Origin of the sequence: Blautia hominis (assembly GCA_002270465.1) — a bacterium.
Classification (GTDB): domain Bacteria; phylum Bacillota; class Clostridia; order Lachnospirales; family Lachnospiraceae; genus Blautia; species Blautia hominis.
This window is the reverse complement of sequence record NQOF01000006.1, coordinates 84,792-102,673: the sequence shown is the minus strand read 5'-3', so window position 1 is coordinate 102,673 and position 17,882 is coordinate 84,792. Positions and strand designations below refer to the sequence as shown.

The following is a 17,882-nucleotide window of genomic DNA, read 5'->3' as shown; positions in this document are numbered from 1 at the left end:
AAAAACACATGAAAGATTTAATCCTTGAAACCAAAAACTTATCCAAACAGTACGGCAGCCAAATGGCAGTCCGCAGCGTTTCCCTGCAGATTGAACGGGGCAGTATCTACGGACTTCTTGGCCCCAACGGTGCGGGAAAATCCACAACACTGAAGATGCTGGTGGGACTTCTCCGTCCCACAGGCGGACAGATTTTTATAGACGGCGCTCCCTGGAAACGGGAATCCCTTTCCAAGATCGGTTCCCTGATCGAATCCCCTGCCCTATATGGAAATCTCACTGCTGAAGAAAACCTTTTGGTACACACAAAGCTCTTACATATTCCGACGAAAAAAATCCATGAAGTCCTGAAAACCGTCAATCTAAAAGACACCGGCAAGAAGCTGGCCTCCCAGTTTTCCATGGGCATGAAGCAGCGGCTTGGGCTTGCATGCGCACTTCTAAACGACCCGGAGCTTTTGATCCTGGATGAGCCTACCAACGGACTTGATCCTTTCGGTATCCAGGAACTGCGGGAACTGATCACATCTTTTTCCGAAAAGGGAATCACCGTGATCATCTCCAGCCATATTTTATCAGAAGTGGCCCAGATCGCAGATACGGTGGGGATATTAAGCGGCGGAGAGCTTTTGTATCAGGGGACACCTGACTCCGGTGAAAATCTGGAAGATTTTTTTACGGACGTTATACGCAAAGGAGGAAAAAGAAATGCATAGTCTGCAGTCTGAGTTTCTGAAATACAAAAGAACATTTATGAAAAAACTGATCCTTTTTATTCCTGTTTTCTTTGCTGTATACGCACTGGTCACTCAGGTATCCCTCATGGACAATCCTCAGTCTGAGAACAGTTCCTGGGGATGGCAGAGCCTTTTGGCTCTTATTTTTAACTGGTGGCCTTTTGTTTTCCTTCCCCTGGGATTTGCGCTCTTTGCCGCTCTGGCGGCTGCTCAGGAGAAAAAATCCGGTTATTACCGCGCTCTCCGGACCCGTAATATCTCAGCTAAGGCACTCTGGATCAATAAAATTACAGCCATAGCCATCTATAGCCTGCTTTCCACTCTGGTCTTAATGGCTGCTGCAGTCGCAGCAGGTCTGACAACAAAGGCAGGAACCATACCTTTCGGGGAGATTCTTGCAGCCGGCATTGTCTGCTGGCTCTCTTCCCTTGCGCTGATACCGATTCAGTTATGGGCTGCAGAATGGAAAGGTTTGTTCCTGAGTATGGGAATCGGATTTGCAGGCATGATTGCTGGGATCCTTGCCGCACCATCCTCCTTTTGGTTTGCAGTCCCCTGGAGCCTGGCTACCAGACTGATGTGCCCTATAATAGGTGTCCACCCCAACGGTGTCCTCCTGGAAGCAGGCGATCCTCTTTTAGACCCTTCTGTGATTCCTGTGGGGGTTGTTGTATCTATAGCCGCATTTCTTGTATTTACTGTGCTTTCCTCAGTGTGGTTTGCCGGAAAGGAGGAACAATGATCGTTTTTTTACGTTCCGAATGGCTCCGGACAAAAAGGACAGCCATTCGTTTCCTGACTTTGTGTATGCCTGTCCTTTTTTCCCTCTGTGCAGCCGCCTACCTTACCACACATCCGGGAATCACACAGACTTTTGCCTTTGAAGGTTTTTTTACAATCTGGACGGTATTCATCATTCCCGTGGGGGTAGGAGTCTTTGCAGGATTTCTTGTTCATGAGGAAGAACTTGCCGGGAATTTTAACGGTTTTTTAGGCACCGGTATTTCCCGTTTTCAATTATATCTGGGAAAGTTTTTCCTCCTGTTGGTTTGTCTTGCCGCATGCACACTCCTGGCCGTACTGACCCTTTGCATCAGTACGAATCTGATCCTTCCTGCAGGTGCTTCTTACATGCTGTTCCTGACTGCTGCTGTACTGGTGATCCTGGGGACACTTCCCCTTCTGGCGCTTCATTTGTGGATAAGCTTTGCATGGGGCATGGGTGCCTCTGTGGGAATCAGCATGGGCGGCCTTTTAATGGCTGCAATCCTTGGTCTTACCGGCCTCGGCTCCAAAATCTGGCCTGTGATCCCCTGGACGTGGCCGGTAAAATTAGGAATGCTTCCCGGTGCTCTTCTGCTTAAAGAAAACGGTTCTGTCAATGCCTCAGATATTTCCATAGGCGTACAGCATACCGCCGCTTTGGGACTTTTGGCAGTCACAGCGGGAACCGTTCTCTTTCTGGCCGGAGGAATGATCTGGTTTAACTTATGGGAGGGAAGGAAAAACTGTGAATAAGCAAAAAAGAAAGGAATGACACATTGAGCAAGATATTGATCATTGACGACGAGACAGACCTGGTCATGCTGTTGGAAGACGAACTGTGCGCCAAGGGCCACCAGGTACTGACCGCCTATAATGGGAAGGACGGTATAGAGCTATCAAAAAAACAGCCGGATCTTATCATACTGGACATTATGATGCCTGAAACAGACGGATTTGAGGTCTGCAGGGCAATTCGGGATGATGTGCTGTGCCCCATAATCTTTCTGAGTGCGAAACAATCGGAAACGGATAAAGTCCGGGGACTGAGCCTGGGCGGCGATGATTATGTGACAAAACCCTTCGGACTTCGGGAACTGATGGCACGAATTGAAGCAAATCTGCGCAGAGAAAAAAGGTCACAATATATCAATACAGAGCAGAAACGTTCTAAATTATATTTTGGAAAGCTCTGCATGAACCTGAAAGAACGGACGATAAAAATCCAAGACACGAATATTGACTTGACCAGGCGGGAATACGACATTGTAGAACTCCTGGCGCTTCACGCGGGTCAGGTCTTTTCAAGAGAGCAGATTTATGAAAAGGTCTGGGGCTATGATTCCGAAGGAGACTCCGTCACTGTTGTTGAGCGTATTAAAAATATAAGGGCAAAATTCGCCGCTGTAACACCGGATACAGATTACATCTTAACGGTCTGGGGAATCGGTTACAAATGGAATAAAAAGTAAAAAGGCAGGCATGATATTATGAAAACACAATCCCTTGCAGCCCAATTCAGACATACCTTTATTTACATCATAACAGCCAGCATAGGCGCCACGGTCCTGACCTATACTCTAGCTGTTATGCTGTTTCTGTGGGCTGTGGACAGAGACATTCTGCCCGCAGATCATTATCAGCAACAGATTCCTGACATTACTGCATATATTCAGGAAAAAAACATGGCGCTACTGTCCGATCAAGAGGAAGAAAATCTGAAAAATGCCATCCAAGGTGACCAGATGCTCTATCAGACGGTGGACACTCACGGCAATATCCTGTACGGCACTTATACCGAAAAACCCTTTACAACAGCAGAGGAGTTATTTGACAGCTTTGCCGGCACAACGGTCCTGCGGCAGGGTTATTACATTCATACCGTGCCCATCACAGATACATCAGGGTCCCCGGCAGGTGCCGTACTTCTTTTTTATCAGATAAAGCCCACCTTTGCCAATGACAGGGGACGTGTGATCTTTGCCGTGATCTTACTGTCCTTGTTCTCTCCGTTTCTCTATATAACCGGTTTTACACTGCTGTTTTCCAAAATATTTGCCGGAAATATCAATAAACCGCTGCAGCTTTTAATTGAAGCATCCCGGAAAATAAAAGAAAAAGACCTGGATTTTAATATCAGTTATGCCTCAGACAATGAGCTTGGCAGACTCTGCAGTGCTTTTTCGGAAATGAAAGAGGCGCTGAAAGAATCATTGTCCGCTCAATGGGAGATGGAACAGGAACGGATTTGGATGGTAGAATCCCTGGCACATGATCTGAAATCTCCGCTTTCTATCATACTAGGGTACACGGATTCTCTGATCGAGAATCCCCCTGACAGTAAAGAAAAACTATGCAGATATCTCAAAGTCATAAAAAATAATACGGAAAAAAGTGCAGACCTTGTTATGCAGATGCAGTATACTTCTGACCTGGAAAATTCCCGTATCCAACCGGAATCCTCCCCGGTAAACTTGGAAGCATTTCTGACGCAGAAAATACATGACTATGATCTGCAGGCCCGCCAAAAAGGAATTGAACTGATACTGCACGTACATGATAATGTCCCCCCTGTGATCCGGACCGACACAGATAAATTAGCCCGGATCCTTGATAACATCATATCCAACAGCCTGCAGTATACCCCGCCAGACGGCAGGATCCATGTTTCCGTAAAGGCTGATAAAGACCATATCTTCTATACGGTCAGTGATACGGGGACAGGCTTTGGTCCGGCGGACTTGAAAAAGGCGGCAGATAAATTCTATCGGGGTGACAAAGCCAGACAGACAAAAGGCGGCCATTCGGGCCTCGGTCTATACATTGCCGGACAACTGGCCGAACAGCTTGGAGGCTCTCTCAAAATCGAAAACTCCAAATCCGGTGGGGCATGTGTCACCTTCCAGCACAGCATTTAACCCGCCGAACCATCTTTAGTCCAAACAGAAAGAAGGCTGATCTTCATACATTATCAGCCTTCTTTTTTGATTCCGCTGTCCGCAGATCTTACATTATGCCTTTGTCCCCGTAAGTGCAATCCCCTCAATAAACTGCTTCTGGAAGATCAGATAGATCACGATCATAGGCACCATAGCCAGCACCGACCCTGCCATCAGATTGGGGTAATTCACAGAAAACTGTCCGCGGAGGGTTGACAATCCTGAGGACAGTGTCAGCATATCCAGCTTGGTATTCACGATCAGCGGCCACATGAGATCCGCATAGGCAAACAATGCCGTGAACACAGCCAGAGCTGCGATCGCCGTCTTGGTAAGCGGAAATGCTATACTTGCAAACGTCCGAAACTGCCCACATCCGTCAATCCTTGCCGCCTCGATGAGATCATCCGGTATTCCCATGTAGGTCTGCCTTAGGAAAAAGGTTCCGAAGGCGCTTACCAGGCCCGGGAAGACCAGCGCAAAGATGGAGTCTGTCTTCCCAATGGCAGAGATCATCTCATACTGCGGAAGAATGAACACCTGTGCCGGAAACATAAGCTGGGATACCACCAGGGCAAAGCACAGATTCTTCAGGGGAAAATGCACCTTTGCAAAAGCATATGCCGCCATGGAGGAAAACACCACCGCACAGATGACCCGGATGAAGATCATCATCAAGGTATTATAATACAATTTCAAAAACGGCAGACTGTTGGTCACCTGAATATAGGCCGCCGTATTCTGAAATGACTCCGGAAAAAATGTAGGCGGCACCAGCGTTGTCTCCGGTACTGTCTTAAAACTTGTCAAGATCATCCATAAAAACGGAAAGATCATTACCACACTGCCCAGAATCAGCACAAGGTATATGAAAATATGGCCCCTGCTGATTTTTTTGCTTTTTCTGTCTGTTCCAGCCATCACCTGCAACCTCCTCCTGCATCACACGTCATAAGTAACCCATTTCTTCTGTCCGATAAACTGAATGATCGTTATCATAGCGATCAAGATCACACACCAGACCACCAGCGCGGAGCCGTATCCCTTATTATTCTTTACAAAAGTCTCCTGGTAGAAGTTATATAGGATCGTCTCCGCACTGCGGATGGCAGGATTTGTCTTCTCTATCATCATATAGACAATATCGAATACCTTCAGGGATGCCATTACACGCATCATCAGCACAAAGAACAGGGTCGGCGAAACCAGAGGGACCGTAATCTTCCGAAACTGCTGGAACCCTGTGGCGCCGTCTATCCTGGCCGCCTCATAATAGGTCCTGGATATACTCTGCAGCCCGGACAGAAGCAGGATGGCATCATACCCCACACTGCTCCAAATGGTCACAATGGCGCAGGTCAGAAGGGCTGTCTTGGGGTCTGCGATCCAGTTGATGTCTGAGGGCAGATGCAGTGCGCCAAGTACCGTATTGATGATCCCGTACTCAGAATTGAACAGCCATTTCCAGACCATGGCCACCGCTGCCGGAGCCACTACCATAGGAAGAAAGTAAATGGCTCTGAACACGGTCTTTCCCTTGATCTTCTGGTCCAGCAGAACCGCGATCAAAAGGCCGAAAATAACCGTAACCGGTACTGTCATCACCATAAATACCAGTGTATTTTTCGTAATCGTCCAGAAACTGTCACTCTGGAACATTTTCATATAGTTGTCAAGACCTACAAACGCCCATTTCCCGAAGGACCCTGACTTAAAGAAGCTCATGTAAACAGTCCGAAGCAGCGGATAAATATTCAGGATCATCAATCCGATGACAGTAGGCATCACCATAAAAAATCCCGTAGCCGCACCTTTGCTGTATCTTGTTTTTGTCTTCTGCTGTCTTGCCACCTCGTCCACCTCTCATTCTCAGTGTTCTGTAGCCAGGCTCTCATCCACTTGCTGCTGACACTGTTTGCATGCATCCTCAAAACTCATATTTCCGCTGTATACCTCCAAAAGAGTTGCCTCTACTTCCGGGAACCAGGTGGATTTTGTCTTGGAGTACGGATACTGTACACTGTACTCTAACTGGTCTACATATGCCTTTACATTCTTGCCCTCATAGTTTTTGGACCAGGACTCCCCTGTGCCGTTGAATGCCGGGATAGCTGCCCCGTTCTCACCGTGGATAATGGCTGCCTCCTCGGTTCCCAGGAATTTCAGAACGTCTTTCACCACATCCAGGTTAGGATTGTCTGCTGCTGTGGAATACGCAAGTCCGTTGGAGATGCTGGCACGTCCGTCTCCTTTGACCGGATCCGGGCATTTTGGCAGCACTGCCACATCCCAGTTCAGATCAGGATAATTGATATAAAGGTTGTTGATGCCCCAGCTTCCAAAATACATCATGGCACCCTCACCAGCAAAGAATCGCTCTGCTTTTCCAAGGTCGGAAAGCTCTGACTGGTTCGGTGAGAAATCATAGGCTAACTGCCAGTCCATGTACTCTTTCAGGCCTTTTTGTGTACCGGGGTCTTCAAATCCGGCTTTGGTCTTATCCTCATTTACATAGAAACCGCCTGCCTGGTAAATGGTGTTCAGCCAGCCTTCCTGCTCATTGTGGTCAGCCATGATGCCGTATTTTCCGGTCTTGTCATGAATGGTCTGGGATGCCTCCACAAGAGTATCCCACGTCCATGTCTCATCCGGGTAGGAGACACCGGCCTCATCAAAGATATCCTTATTGTAGACCAGCGCTACCGTATCAACATCTTTCGGTACACCGTAAACCTTATCCTCATATGTAAAATTCTGTACCAGATTCTCAGCAAAATTATTGGTGTAATACTCTTTGCCCTCATCATAGAGATCTGTCACATCTGCCAGGATTCCCGCTTCCGCGTATTTGCTGAACTCATTTGTATGCATCCAGAAAATATCGGGAAGGGAGTTGCTGTTTGCCATTGCCTCCAGTTTTGTCCAGTATTCACTCCAGGTGGATATCTGCACGTCAATGGTCACATTTGGGTGCTGCTCATGATAAGCCTTTGCCAGGGCTTCCATACCCGCCTGCTGGTAAATCTCCCAGCCCAGCATGGTAAGCTTCACTTCTTTGTCGGAAGAGGTTCCGCCTGCATCTGCCTCTGTGCTGCTGTCTGTCGTTTTGCCGGAATTTTCTTTGGAATCAGAGCCTCCACCGGAACCGCATCCTGCCATAACAGATGCAAGCATACATGCTGTTAAGCCAAGCGCCCAATAACGTTTTTTGTTTCTCATAACTTTTCCTCCCATATGTCATTATTTTTTTACATATCTCCTATGTGCATAAGGAAATATGTCTCATATATGATGTTTATCATTATAACATTTCGTCATTTTCCACAAAACATCATAAGGAGGCATTATGTGTACAATTTGAATGTACAAAGTAGTATTTTGTATATACATGCGCGATTTTGATAGTATATTTAAATTCCGTTCTCTATTTTTCGCATTTTTGTCTTATTTTTTTCTACTTTACAGTTTTCTTATCAGTCTATAAAATAACAATGCAATCCCCGATTTTGCGAATATATTTCTACTGAACTCAGGAGGACAGGTATGGAAAGCTATATCTTTAATTTTAGTGATTATCAGGACTTAAATTTACTCGAAATTGGTGACCAGCAGTGTACTCCTCTATATTCTTTTGGTCCATATATCAGGAATGAATATATCTTCCATTATGTGCTTTCCGGGAAAGGTTATATCTCTTATGCGCCGTCTACCTGTTCTGACAATAAGATCCTGACAGACATATCCGGCAGTATAGAAATCAATGCCGGAGAGGGTTTCCTGTTTGAACCCCACAGCAGGCACATATACCATGCAGATGAGAAGGAGCCGTGGCATTACATCTGGATCCTGTTCAAGGGTCTGAGTGTTCCCCAATATCTGCGGGCCTGCGGCCTCAACCATGGCTCCCCTGTCTATCGTCCAAAAGATTACAGTGCCCAGACCACCACCAGCATAAAAGAGCATCTGTCGGCGATCCTGCAGCATCCCCACGCATCCAAGGCTTATATCATCGGGCATCTGCATTTATTTTTTGATACGCTCATAAAAAATGCCGCGGGTTCCATCAAATCCGGACACGCTAATATCCGGATCGCCGATCTGTACATATCAGAGGCTGTCCGGTACATAGGCGCGGAATACGCCGCTATCCGCTCCCTGGATGAAATATCCAGCTACTGCAATGTGAGCAGAAGCCACCTGACCAAATTGTTCCGCGCCAACCTGCACATGTCCCTGCAGGAATATCTGATCCAGTTTCGGATCAACAAATCTCTGGACCTTCTGGCAAGCACCAATCTCCCGGTGTACCAGATCGCTTACCATGTGGGATATGAAAATGAACTGAACTTTCTAAGAGCATTTAAAAAACAGATGGGGATGTCCCCCAGCACGTGGCGGAAGCAGAATAAACTTTAACCGTCACCGCCCGCTCCCTCCTCAGCAGGGCTGGGGACCATCATACCCTTGTGCCGGTTGTGTATAAAAATCATGTATGATAAAATATGCGTACGGGAACTGATACATTGAGGTATCGGACAAAATAGAAAGAAAAGAGGACTCTTACATGATTCAGAAAATTTTAAAACTGGGAAACCCTCTGCTCTATGAAATGAGTGAGGAAGTTGCGGAGACCGACAGAATATTTATCCCAAAATGGGTTACGGACTTACACGACACACTCATGGATTACCGCAATACATACGGCGCAGGCCGGGCTGTGGCAGCACCGCAGATTGGAATCCGTAAACGTCTGCTGTACATGTATACAGATAAACCCTATGTATTCATAAACCCTTCCCTGTCCTTCCCGGATGATGAGAAGTATACTCTCATGGATGACTGCATGTCTTTTCCAGGCCTGCTTGTCAAAGTAGAACGTTTTAAACGTGCAGATATCTCTTATCTGGATGCAGATTTCATGCCCTGCACCATGCACCTGGAAGGTGACTTGTCCGAACTTCTGCAGCATGAATACGACCATTTGGACGGCATTCTGGCTACTATGCGGGCGGTTGATAACAAATCTTTCTTTATGGAACATATGAAAAGGAGGTTATGATAAACCATATACAGCAAAAGAGACCGCCGGCACCCCGGCAGCCTCTTTTGTTTTTCTTATTTAGGAATGAATATTGTGGCCTTTTTTATCTCAGATCAGTGGTGTGCGTGATGCTCTTCCACCACTACGTCTTTACATACTCTCTCGATCATATCGTCATCTGCAAGGTACGGCATGGTGATGTAATCCTGCCCTTCCCTTATCTTGTTGTACTCTGCTACGGTCTCGATGGAGTGCTCGCATCTTCCCCAGCTCCTCCTGGATACTCCGATCATGGTATCCCACGGGATGGCTGCACGTAAGATCTCATCCACTCTCTCGCTTCCGTCCAGCACCATCCCGAATCCTCCGTTGATGGATTTGCTGATGCCTACGCCGCCTCCGTTGTGCAGCGCTACCAGGCTCATCCCCCTGGCCGCGTTTCCGGCATAGCAGTGCACTGCCATGTCCGCTGTGATGTTGGATCCGTCATAGATGTTGGAGGTCTCTCTGTACGGGGAATCTGTTCCGCCTGTGTCGTGGTGGTCACGCCCCAGCATCACCGGTCCAATCTCGCCGTTCCTTACCATCTCGTTGAACTTAAGGGCGATATCCCTTCTTCCCAGGGCATCCTGGTACAGGATACGGCACTGGGTCCCCACTACTAATTTATTCTTCTCCGCGTCACGGATCCAGATATAGTTGTCCCTGTCCTGGCTCCTTCTGTTCGGGTCGATCACTTCCATGGCTGCATGGTCTGTGGCACGCAGGTCCTCCGGTTTTCCGGACAGGCAGCACCAGCGGAACGGGCCGTATCCGTAGTCAAACAGCTCCGGTCCCAGGATATCCTCCACATAAGACGGGAACACGAATCCCTCGCTTGTGTCCACACCGTTCTTGGCGATGTCCTTTGCTCCCGCGTCGAACACCGCACGCATGAAGGAGTTTCAGTAGTCAAAGAAGTAGGAGCCTCTCTCCACCAGGGTCTTGATCAGGTGGTAGTGTTTCACCAGGGTCTGGTCCACCAGCTCACAGAACTTCTCCTTGTCGTTTGCCAGCACCTCCGTGCGCTCCTCACAGGTCAGGCCCTGCGGGCAGTAGCCTCCGTCGTAAGGCACGTGGCAGCTTGTCTGGTCGGATAACAACTCGATCTTGACGTTGTTGTCCACTGCGTACTGCAGCAGGTCCACGATATTTCCGTGGGAGGCAATGGATACAGTCTCTTTCTTCGCCATATATTCCTCTGCCACACGGAACGCCTCCGCTGCATCCTCGATCACCAGGCCTACCCAGCCCTGGCTGTGGCGGGTCTTGATACGGGAATCATCCACCTCTGCTACGATACCCACGCCCCTTGCGATCTCAATGGCTTTGGGCTGTGCGCCGCTCATGCCGCCAAGTCCGCTTGTGACGAACAGATGACCGGACAGATCCCCGTCCTGGGGTACGCCTAAGAACTTACGTCCTGCGTTCAGGATCGTGTTGAAGGTGCCGTGCACGATACCCTGGGGGCCGATGTACATCCAGCCGCCGGCTGTCATCTGGCCGTAGGAGGATACGCCCATGGCTGTGGCTTTCGCCCAGTCCTCCGGGTTGTCGAACATACCTACCATCAGGCCGTTGGTCACGATGACACGGGGGCTGGTCTTGTGGGATTTGAACAGGCCCATGGGATGGCCGCTCATCATCACAAGGGTGTGCTCGTCTGTGAGCTCCTCCAAGTATCTCTTGATCAGCTGGTACTGCATCCAGTTCTGGCAGACCTGGCCGGTCTCACCATATGTAACAAGCTCGTATGGATAGAGGGCCACCTCATGGTCCAGGTTGTTGTCGATCATGACCTGGAATGCCTTTCCTTCCACACATTTTCCTTTATATTCATCAATGGGTCTTCCATAGATCCTGTCTTTTGGCATGAAACGGTATCCGTAGATACGTCCTCTTGTCAGAAGTTCGTCTAAAAATTCCGGTGCAAGCTGTTCGTGCAGCTCTTCCGGCACATATCTGAGGGCGTTTGCTACCGCCAGCTTGATCTCCCTTTTGTTCAGGGTCAGTTCTCTCTTCGGGGCTCTTCTGACACCTTCTTTGAAGGTCGGGTATTCCGGCAGAACGGGATCCAGTTTGATTTCCATTGCTTTTCCGATTTCCGCATTGTTCATCTCTCATCTTCTCCTTTTCCTGTTTATTTCATCTAATGTTTACATAGACTTTATCATACAGTTAGTCAAGAAAGCGTCGAAGAAACGGCAGAAACTATTAAAAATTTGTGAATTATCAACTATTTTTACCTTAATTTCGTCGAAAGCCACGTATGAAACCGTAATTTTTCACAACAAGGCCCGTAAAATACAGACGGAATTTTAAATATCCTCCAGCCACTCTATTTCGTATGCTCCGGGTATTTCCTTCAGGCAGCGCTTCGCCATATCTTTATACACCTCCACCGGTTCTGTGAGTATCTCCCGAAACTCTTCCGGAAAGCGCACCAACAGCTCCGCCTCTGTCAATGCCAGAAGCCCTATGGCATAGGGGGATGCAAACTGCCGCGCACTTTTTTGGGCATCCTCCAGATACCTTACAGCTCCCTCTTTATTTCCTTTTTCCGCCTCCAAAACCGCCAGATATCCCTTGGTTATGGAACGACCGATCAGCGTAAAGGACTCCTCATACACGCGGTCTGCCCGGTAAAGTGCCTCTGTACTCTGCCTTGTCTTCCCCATGGCCAGATAAGAACGCGCCATATTGGAATAAAACGTGGCATTACAGGGACAGTGATTGCTGTCACAGGTAGCCACTGCCTCTTTGTAATACGCATTGGCCTCCTCAAAATGCTTCTGCTTTCGCAGGATCTCTCCCATATAATTATAACACGCAGCAATATTCAGGGCATAGATCCTGGATTTCAGCGGCGCATTCATGAAAAATTCCAGAGACTTTTTCAGAAACTCCATGCTCTCCCCAAATCTGCCCTTCATGGACAGATACAACCCATAGAGCCGGCAGGTTATGGCATGATCCTCCTGCAGTCCGTTTTTCTCCGCCAGGATCAGACTTTCCTCCAGATACTCCTCTGTGCGCTCCATTTCCCACAGATTGATCTGCTGGTATATGAGAAAACGCAGGCATCTGATCTTCTCTCTGGGGTCATCACCTGCAAGAACATTGGACTTCAATGCCTTTTCAATACATGCAGCCCCCTCCCTGTAATATCCCTGGGGGATACAATACTGGGCTGTGGCCTGCATAAGACTTACATGCAGTTTCAGATAGGACTCTTTCTCCGGGTTTCTCCGGCACAGCTCCAAAAGCTCTTCCTCCAGCTGTCTGCAGTAATCTAATACGGAATCCATCTGCATTTCCTTTTTCCCGGAAACGGGAAAGAGCGGGTAAAGCTCATAATACCGGTAAGAGTATTCCGTCAGCGCCCGAATCCTGTACTCCAACGCTTTCTCTCTGTCGCCGCAGAGGTTATAGTGAAAGATCAGCCTCTCATATCTGTTTGCCTCATAAAGCGGCAGTCCCTCAATATATTCCGCCAGTTTTCTGTGAAATACCCGGCGTTTTGAGGGGGACATCTTGGTATGTATAAATTTCTGTATACTGTCATGGCAGAAAAAGAAATGTACCGTCTCCCCCTCCTGCTGCTCCCTGATAAATCCCTGCTCCTTCAGTTCCTCCACAGCATCCAAGATCCCCATCTCGTCACATTTTAGGATCTGCATACAGGCATCCATATCTGCCCATGCCTGACAGGAGGATATAAGCTCCAGCACTTGCTTTGTCTTTTTGGGCAGTGCTGCCATTTTCTGCTCCCACACCTGATTCAGGGGGGTAATATCTCCGGCCTCCAGCCTTCCGTCTCCGCAGCAGTCCAGTAGTGTCCTCAGATAAAGGGCATTACCCGATGTCTCACCGTAAACCGTATCCAAAAGTTCCTCACTGACTCGCTCCTCCCCCAGTCTTTCCGCCAGGATCTTTCTTACCGATTCTCTGGTGAAGGGAAACAACGTGATCTCCTGCAGACAGCTCTCTTTCAGAAGCGGCTTGAGCGCTGTCCTTAAAGTCTGTGTAAAAATACAGGGGCTTGTGGCAAGCACCATAATGTTGGGATTCTTTGCCCGTATCAGCAGGGAAAGAAATTCCAGGCTTGTCTCATCCATATACTGGATATTGTCAAAAAACAGTACCACCAGCGCCTGCTCCCCGATCTCTTCAAAAAGTTTCAAGAGCAGATTTCTGGTAGCCCGGTAACTGTAGGATATGGTGGTATCCCCCATGACCGGCTCCTTCATTTCTTTGGTATTAAAAAGCGGAAACAAGTGCTCTGCCGCCTGCAGATATTTATGATCCAGGGCAAAATCATGTTTCTTCAGAAGGGAATTCACCTGCATCATTATGGTATTCCAGGGCTGCAGTACAATATTCTGTTCGTTTTCCAGACAGGCAGCCTTAAAGACAATTGTATTTTCCCCTGTGATCTCTTCCAGGAAACGTTCCGCCAGATAGGTCTTGCCCACACCGCTCTTGCCTGAGAGGAGCACGGATGTAGGGACACCGGACAAAAACTGACGGTAAGAAGCCTGGAGAAGCTGCAGTTCCCGTTCTCTTCCCGTACAGACTTCCCCTGATTGTTCCTCCTCCTTCTCCCCCTCCTCAGACCAGACATGGAGAAGATTGCGGTAAAGCTCCCGTATTTCCCTGCGGGGTGCTACCCGAAGTTCTGTATTCAGCAGATTCACAAGCTGCTGGTACAGGCGGATTCCTTTATAGTAAAGATGCGCACTTTCATAAATCTCCATCATGCGCAGATACACCCGCTCATCTAAAGGGTCCTCCTGCACATAACGCTCAAACAACGTCTCCCCCTCAGCCACGGACAGACCGGCTGCGTTCTGCATTTTGTCATAAATGGCTCGCAAAAATGCTTCCTTTGCCAATCCCCTCTTCATGGTCAGCCACTCTTCATAAGGGTAAGCGTTTTTTATATAAAATCCTCCCAGAAGCTCCTCCTGATAGAGCTTTGGTTCTCTCTCTTCCATAAATGCATCATAATCCACAAGAAAAGTAAGTTCCGGATTCAGCTCCAATGTCTGTCTTGTGGGTGAGGATACAAGATCTGTATGAAATATTTTGCGGATGGTGTACAGGGCATGGCGCAGATTCTTCTTGGCAGTTGCCTCATCGCAGGAATCCCACAAAAGTGCTGCGATCTGATCCCTTGTGGCTTTTTTCTCGATCGCCATATAGTACAGAAGTGCTTCTGCCTTCTTATAAGGCAGGATGATCTGTTCCCCATCCAGTAAAATATGAGGTGTCTGTAACACATATATCTGAACTGTTGACACAATTTTTCTCCTTTCCGAAAAAGCGGTTGCTGTCCACAGCCCTGCAAAACACAGTTCTGTAAACAGTGACACGCTTCGCGATACACCGATACGGAGCATTCTGCGCCATATCGTGCTGGTTGCCTCGGATAATGGCCTTCTCTGCACTCCATTCTATACAAAATCCCACATAAAGTAAAGAAAAAAGGCCGCTGCTTTGGAAATTTACCAAAGCGGCGGCCCAGCTGCCAGAAAATTTTATTCTGCTGTCTTAATTTTACAGATACCCAGTTTTGCGGCGGTATCGCCCGTACTCTGCACGGCAAGCGCTTCCTCCCAGTTTTCACACAGAAGCAGTTCGCCCTCTTTCACCGTATGTTCCGAAACGCGGATGCATCCTTCTCCCACATAAACAGCCAGAAGGTTGAAGATGCCCTCCGGATTTATCACACAGGATTCCCCGGCCTCCAGTATGGCTGCCTCCATCCTGCCCTCCGCACCGTTTTTCAGCATCAGGTTAAAGTCTGTCACTTTCCCGTAGCTGACTGTGGGCACGCCTCCATCAAAGCAGTCAACCTCATATGGCTCCAGCTCCGCTTTGGTGTTGACACCGTGGATCATATCCAGATGTCCTTTCAGGGTCATCAGATAGCGTTTTACTCCGGGCAGGCTTGTGAAACTGGATTTCTGAAGTTCCACTGTGGCACTGCTGATGCGTGCCTGAAAGCTGCCTTCCCTGTAATCCCCATCCTCCGGATAGAGAAAGAGCTGTGTTGTGGTTCCTCCTGACCAGACAGAAGTCTGATACTGCTCAGCGTTTCTTACAGTGATACTGGCACTCATGACGTTTTTCCCCTTTCTTTGCCCTCGGCTCAGGGTCCTTACAGAATTCCCTCTTCCGAAACAGGCTTCTTAAAAGCACCATCCAGCCCCAGGAAATGGAAAGGGCGGGAAATGCTGATAAAATAATCCCTTTAACGGGAGATATTTCCGTAAATGTAACCGGCCCGAAAAACATCACAAATACCACTACCATTATGAGCACCAGCGTTATCTTCTCCTTCATGGTGTTCGGTGGTGTCAAAAATATTTTCTGGAGATCCATCTCCACTCTTTCCGGTTCTTTTTTCATACGCTCACTACTCCTATGCCTTATGCGGATGTCCGAAGCAAGTTCCGGACATCCATACTATACAATAAGCGTAACAGTTCAGACAAGCTGAACGGTTACGCATCCAGCCATTAAAAAACGCTTCACGATGGGCTGGATGCCTGCCGACACTACTTTTTCATACGGTCAGCACAGTAAATGCGCAGACCTGCTAAATAGTTACCTATAAACTATACTGCAAAAACTCTTTTCTGTAAAGCAGCAGTAAAAACTCAGGCTTTTACCGGTTCTTCAATTACCTTAGGCTCCACATCTACCACATCATCCACATCCTCAATGATCTTATCAATGAAGAAGACTTTAAAGGTAGCTGCAAGCTGCAGCAGGAATATGGGCAGTACACAGAATCCGCCCACACCGGACAAATATTTCACACCTTCCACGCCCTGCTGTCCGCCGCCGAAGATTACCATAATGACGGAAATAATACCAATGGAAACGCCCCACACGATCTTCTGCCAGTTTGCAGGTTCCTCATCGTAGCTGGAACCCTCCGTACAGATCTGGGAGATGGTGGTGGACATGGTATCCGCCGTGGTTGAGAACGCCGCTATCATGGTGATCATAATTAGAGGAATGATGATAAAACTGATGGGCATCTTTTTCAGCAGTTCCCACAGACCGGACACCGCAATGCCGTTCTGTATGGCCCCGATCAGATCCGCCTTTCCGATATCCTGCCAGTTAAGTGCTGTTCCGCTCCATACAGAGAACCAGATCAGACCAAAGGTAGACGGCATGATCCAGTTAACGATCATAAACTGGCGGATGGTCCTTCCGTAAGAGATCATAGCAAAGAAGATAGCCATCAGCGGTGCATATGCGATCCAGCATGCCCAGTCAAACATGGTCCACCAGGTAACCAATGCTTCTCCGCCTACGATACCGGGATCAAGTCCCCAGGAAAGGAAGTGGTCGCCCCAATATCCGATACCGACATTCATCATATTCAGTATGTACACAGTCGGTCCTGCAATGAGCAGAAATGCAAGCAGCACATAGAAGATCTTGGAAGTTCCGTTTGCCAGCCACTTAATACCTTTATCAAGACCTGCCACAGACGCAATGGTAAAGGTAGCTGTTATGATGACAAACAGGGTAAACCACACAACGGGTCCCTGCTTGATGCCATAGGCAGCCTCAAGACCTGAACCGATCAGCGCAAGTCCCATACCCAGGTTACTGGAAAGTCCCAGAGCCAGGGCTACAATGGAAACCACGTCGATGACGCTTCTTATTGCACCGTATTTGACTCTCTGTCCAAACAGAGGAGTCAGGGAAGCTGCCACAGACAGTTCTTCCTTCTTGTTGAAATAAATGTAAGCCATTGCACATCCAACGATGGAGTACATTGCATAAGGGATAAAGGTCCAGTTATAGAACACACGTCCCATACCGAACATGGCAGCTTCCTGGGTCAGCGGCTCTATGCCGTAGCCTCCCAGCTCCCCGTAAATACTGCCGTAATAAATCATAACCTCATTGGCACCGTACACGATACATCCTGTAGCGATACCGCCTGTCAGCGTCATGGCGAACCATGAACCGAAGGAGTGCTTTGCTTTCGCATTACGCCCTCCGAACCTGACCTTGCCCAGTTTGGAAAATGTAAGGATAATAACCACAACCAGACAGAAAATAGCTACCAACTGATACAGCCATCCAAAACTTTTCAGGGACCATCCGAAAATAGCAGAGCAGACCTTGGTCAGCCAGTCATTTTTCAGGATTCCCAGAAGTGCGCCGCCGCCGATGATGGCGAATGCCGGTATAAATACACTCCACCGGACAGCTTTTTGTTGCTTCTTTTCTCCACTCATAGAATACCTCCTGGTAATATAATTTTTCCCGCAGCCGCCCGGTATATGGCAGGGCAGCCGCCTATGTAATGCGGACGGTTTCCCGCCGCTT

Annotated in this window: 14 protein-coding genes and 1 pseudogene; 7 read left to right on the top strand and 8 right to left on the bottom strand. The window is 48.2% G+C overall.

Features of this window, described 5'->3' with window-relative positions; translation table 11 throughout:
- Positions 1-8 precede the first annotated feature (8 nt).
- From CI595_RS18790 to CI595_RS18770, 5 genes are read left to right on the top strand one after another with little or no spacing between them, the layout of a single operon-like run.
- Positions 9-716: a lantibiotic protection ABC transporter ATP-binding protein gene (locus tag CI595_RS18790; RefSeq protein WP_095175160.1), complete on the top strand. Its 708-nt coding sequence runs from the start codon at positions 9-11 to the stop codon at positions 714-716.
- A complete protein-coding gene (locus tag CI595_RS18785; RefSeq protein ID WP_095175159.1) occupies positions 709-1,479 on the top strand; it encodes a lantibiotic immunity ABC transporter MutE/EpiE family permease subunit in 771 nt (256 codons plus the stop codon). Before CI595_RS18790 ends, CI595_RS18785 begins: the two co-directional genes overlap by 8 nt.
- Positions 1,476-2,255 (top strand): lantibiotic immunity ABC transporter MutG family permease subunit, encoded by a 780-nt coding sequence (locus tag CI595_RS18780; protein WP_095175158.1) that lies wholly within the window; start codon positions 1,476-1,478, stop codon positions 2,253-2,255. The genes CI595_RS18785 and CI595_RS18780 overlap by 4 nt, the downstream gene beginning before the upstream one ends.
- Before the next feature lie 23 nt (positions 2,256-2,278).
- Positions 2,279-2,971, top strand: coding sequence for a response regulator transcription factor (locus tag CI595_RS18775; RefSeq protein ID WP_095175157.1), 693 nt, complete (start codon positions 2,279-2,281; stop codon positions 2,969-2,971).
- Positions 2,972-2,989: 18 nt separating this feature from the next.
- The gene (locus tag CI595_RS18770) at positions 2,990-4,417 is read left to right on the top strand and encodes a HAMP domain-containing sensor histidine kinase (protein WP_095175156.1); all 1,428 of its coding nucleotides are present in this window, start codon (positions 2,990-2,992) and stop codon (positions 4,415-4,417) included.
- A 93-nt stretch (positions 4,418-4,510) separates the two neighbouring features.
- Here the strand turns inward: CI595_RS18770 and CI595_RS18765 are convergent, their stop codons facing one another.
- The 3 genes from CI595_RS18765 to CI595_RS18755 all read right to left on the bottom strand — a co-directional run bounded on the left by CI595_RS18765 (position 4,511) and on the right by CI595_RS18755 (position 7,657).
- Complete coding sequence (locus CI595_RS18765; protein ID WP_065542337.1) at positions 4,511-5,359, bottom strand: carbohydrate ABC transporter permease; 849 nt, start codon at positions 5,357-5,359, stop codon at positions 4,511-4,513.
- A gap of 21 nt (positions 5,360-5,380) precedes the next feature.
- Positions 5,381-6,229, bottom strand: a complete 849-nt coding sequence (locus CI595_RS18760) for a carbohydrate ABC transporter permease (protein ID WP_095175375.1) — start codon at positions 6,227-6,229, stop codon at positions 5,381-5,383.
- A 78-nt stretch (positions 6,230-6,307) separates the two neighbouring features.
- Complete coding sequence (locus tag CI595_RS18755) at positions 6,308-7,657, bottom strand: ABC transporter substrate-binding protein (RefSeq protein WP_243135211.1); 1,350 nt, start codon at positions 7,655-7,657, stop codon at positions 6,308-6,310.
- A gap of 324 nt (positions 7,658-7,981) precedes the next feature.
- Here CI595_RS18755 and CI595_RS18750 point away from each other — a divergent pair, with 324 nt between their 5' ends.
- Positions 7,982-8,854 (top strand): AraC family transcriptional regulator, encoded by an 873-nt coding sequence (locus CI595_RS18750; protein ID WP_095175154.1) that lies wholly within the window; start codon positions 7,982-7,984, stop codon positions 8,852-8,854.
- A gap of 148 nt (positions 8,855-9,002) precedes the next feature.
- Positions 9,003-9,497: a peptide deformylase gene (locus CI595_RS18745; protein ID WP_095175153.1), complete on the top strand. Its 495-nt coding sequence runs from the start codon at positions 9,003-9,005 to the stop codon at positions 9,495-9,497.
- A 95-nt stretch (positions 9,498-9,592) separates the two neighbouring features.
- Here the strand turns inward: CI595_RS18745 and CI595_RS27395 are convergent.
- The 5 genes and pseudogenes from CI595_RS27395 to CI595_RS18720 all read right to left on the bottom strand — a co-directional run bounded on the left by CI595_RS27395 (position 9,593) and on the right by CI595_RS18720 (position 17,791).
- A pseudogene (locus tag CI595_RS27395) lies at positions 9,593-11,635 on the bottom strand (urocanate hydratase).
- Between the two features lie 201 nt (positions 11,636-11,836).
- Positions 11,837-14,821, bottom strand: coding sequence for an AAA family ATPase (locus CI595_RS18735; RefSeq protein WP_162291922.1), 2,985 nt, complete (start codon positions 14,819-14,821; stop codon positions 11,837-11,839).
- 237 nt (positions 14,822-15,058) lie between these two features.
- Positions 15,059-15,643 (bottom strand): HutD family protein, encoded by a 585-nt coding sequence (locus CI595_RS18730; RefSeq protein WP_095175151.1) that lies wholly within the window; start codon positions 15,641-15,643, stop codon positions 15,059-15,061.
- A complete protein-coding gene (locus tag CI595_RS18725; RefSeq protein WP_095175150.1) occupies positions 15,612-15,932 on the bottom strand; it encodes a hypothetical protein in 321 nt (106 codons plus the stop codon). The genes CI595_RS18730 and CI595_RS18725 overlap by 32 nt, the downstream gene beginning before the upstream one ends.
- A gap of 251 nt (positions 15,933-16,183) precedes the next feature.
- Positions 16,184-17,791, bottom strand: a complete 1,608-nt coding sequence (locus CI595_RS18720; protein ID WP_095175149.1) for a BCCT family transporter — start codon at positions 17,789-17,791, stop codon at positions 16,184-16,186.
- Positions 17,792-17,882: the final 91 nt, after the last annotated feature.

Coding starts and splice junctions, on each gene's coding strand:
- CI595_RS18750 (WP_095175154.1), top strand. CDS start 7,982: ATGGAAAGCTATATCTTTAATTTTAGTGATTATCAGGACTTAAATTTA.
- CI595_RS18785 (WP_095175159.1), top strand. CDS start 709: ATGCATAGTCTGCAGTCTGAGTTTCTGAAATACAAAAGAACATTTATG.
- CI595_RS18790 (WP_095175160.1), top strand. CDS start 9: ATGAAAGATTTAATCCTTGAAACCAAAAACTTATCCAAACAGTACGGC.
- CI595_RS18760 (WP_095175375.1), bottom strand. CDS start 6,229: ATGGTGATGCCTACTGTCATCGGATTGATGATCCTGAATATTTATCCG.
- CI595_RS18755 (WP_243135211.1), bottom strand. CDS start 7,657: ATGAGAAACAAAAAACGTTATTGGGCGCTTGGCTTAACAGCATGTATG.
- CI595_RS18765 (WP_065542337.1), bottom strand. CDS start 5,359: ATGGCTGGAACAGACAGAAAAAGCAAAAAAATCAGCAGGGGCCATATT.
- CI595_RS18725 (WP_095175150.1), bottom strand. CDS start 15,932: ATGAAAAAAGAACCGGAAAGAGTGGAGATGGATCTCCAGAAAATATTT.
- CI595_RS18730 (WP_095175151.1), bottom strand. CDS start 15,643: ATGAGTGCCAGTATCACTGTAAGAAACGCTGAGCAGTATCAGACTTCT.
- CI595_RS18745 (WP_095175153.1), top strand. CDS start 9,003: ATGATTCAGAAAATTTTAAAACTGGGAAACCCTCTGCTCTATGAAATG.
- CI595_RS18720 (WP_095175149.1), bottom strand. CDS start 17,791: ATGAGTGGAGAAAAGAAGCAACAAAAAGCTGTCCGGTGGAGTGTATTT.
- CI595_RS18770 (WP_095175156.1), top strand. CDS start 2,990: ATGAAAACACAATCCCTTGCAGCCCAATTCAGACATACCTTTATTTAC.
- CI595_RS18780 (WP_095175158.1), top strand. CDS start 1,476: ATGATCGTTTTTTTACGTTCCGAATGGCTCCGGACAAAAAGGACAGCC.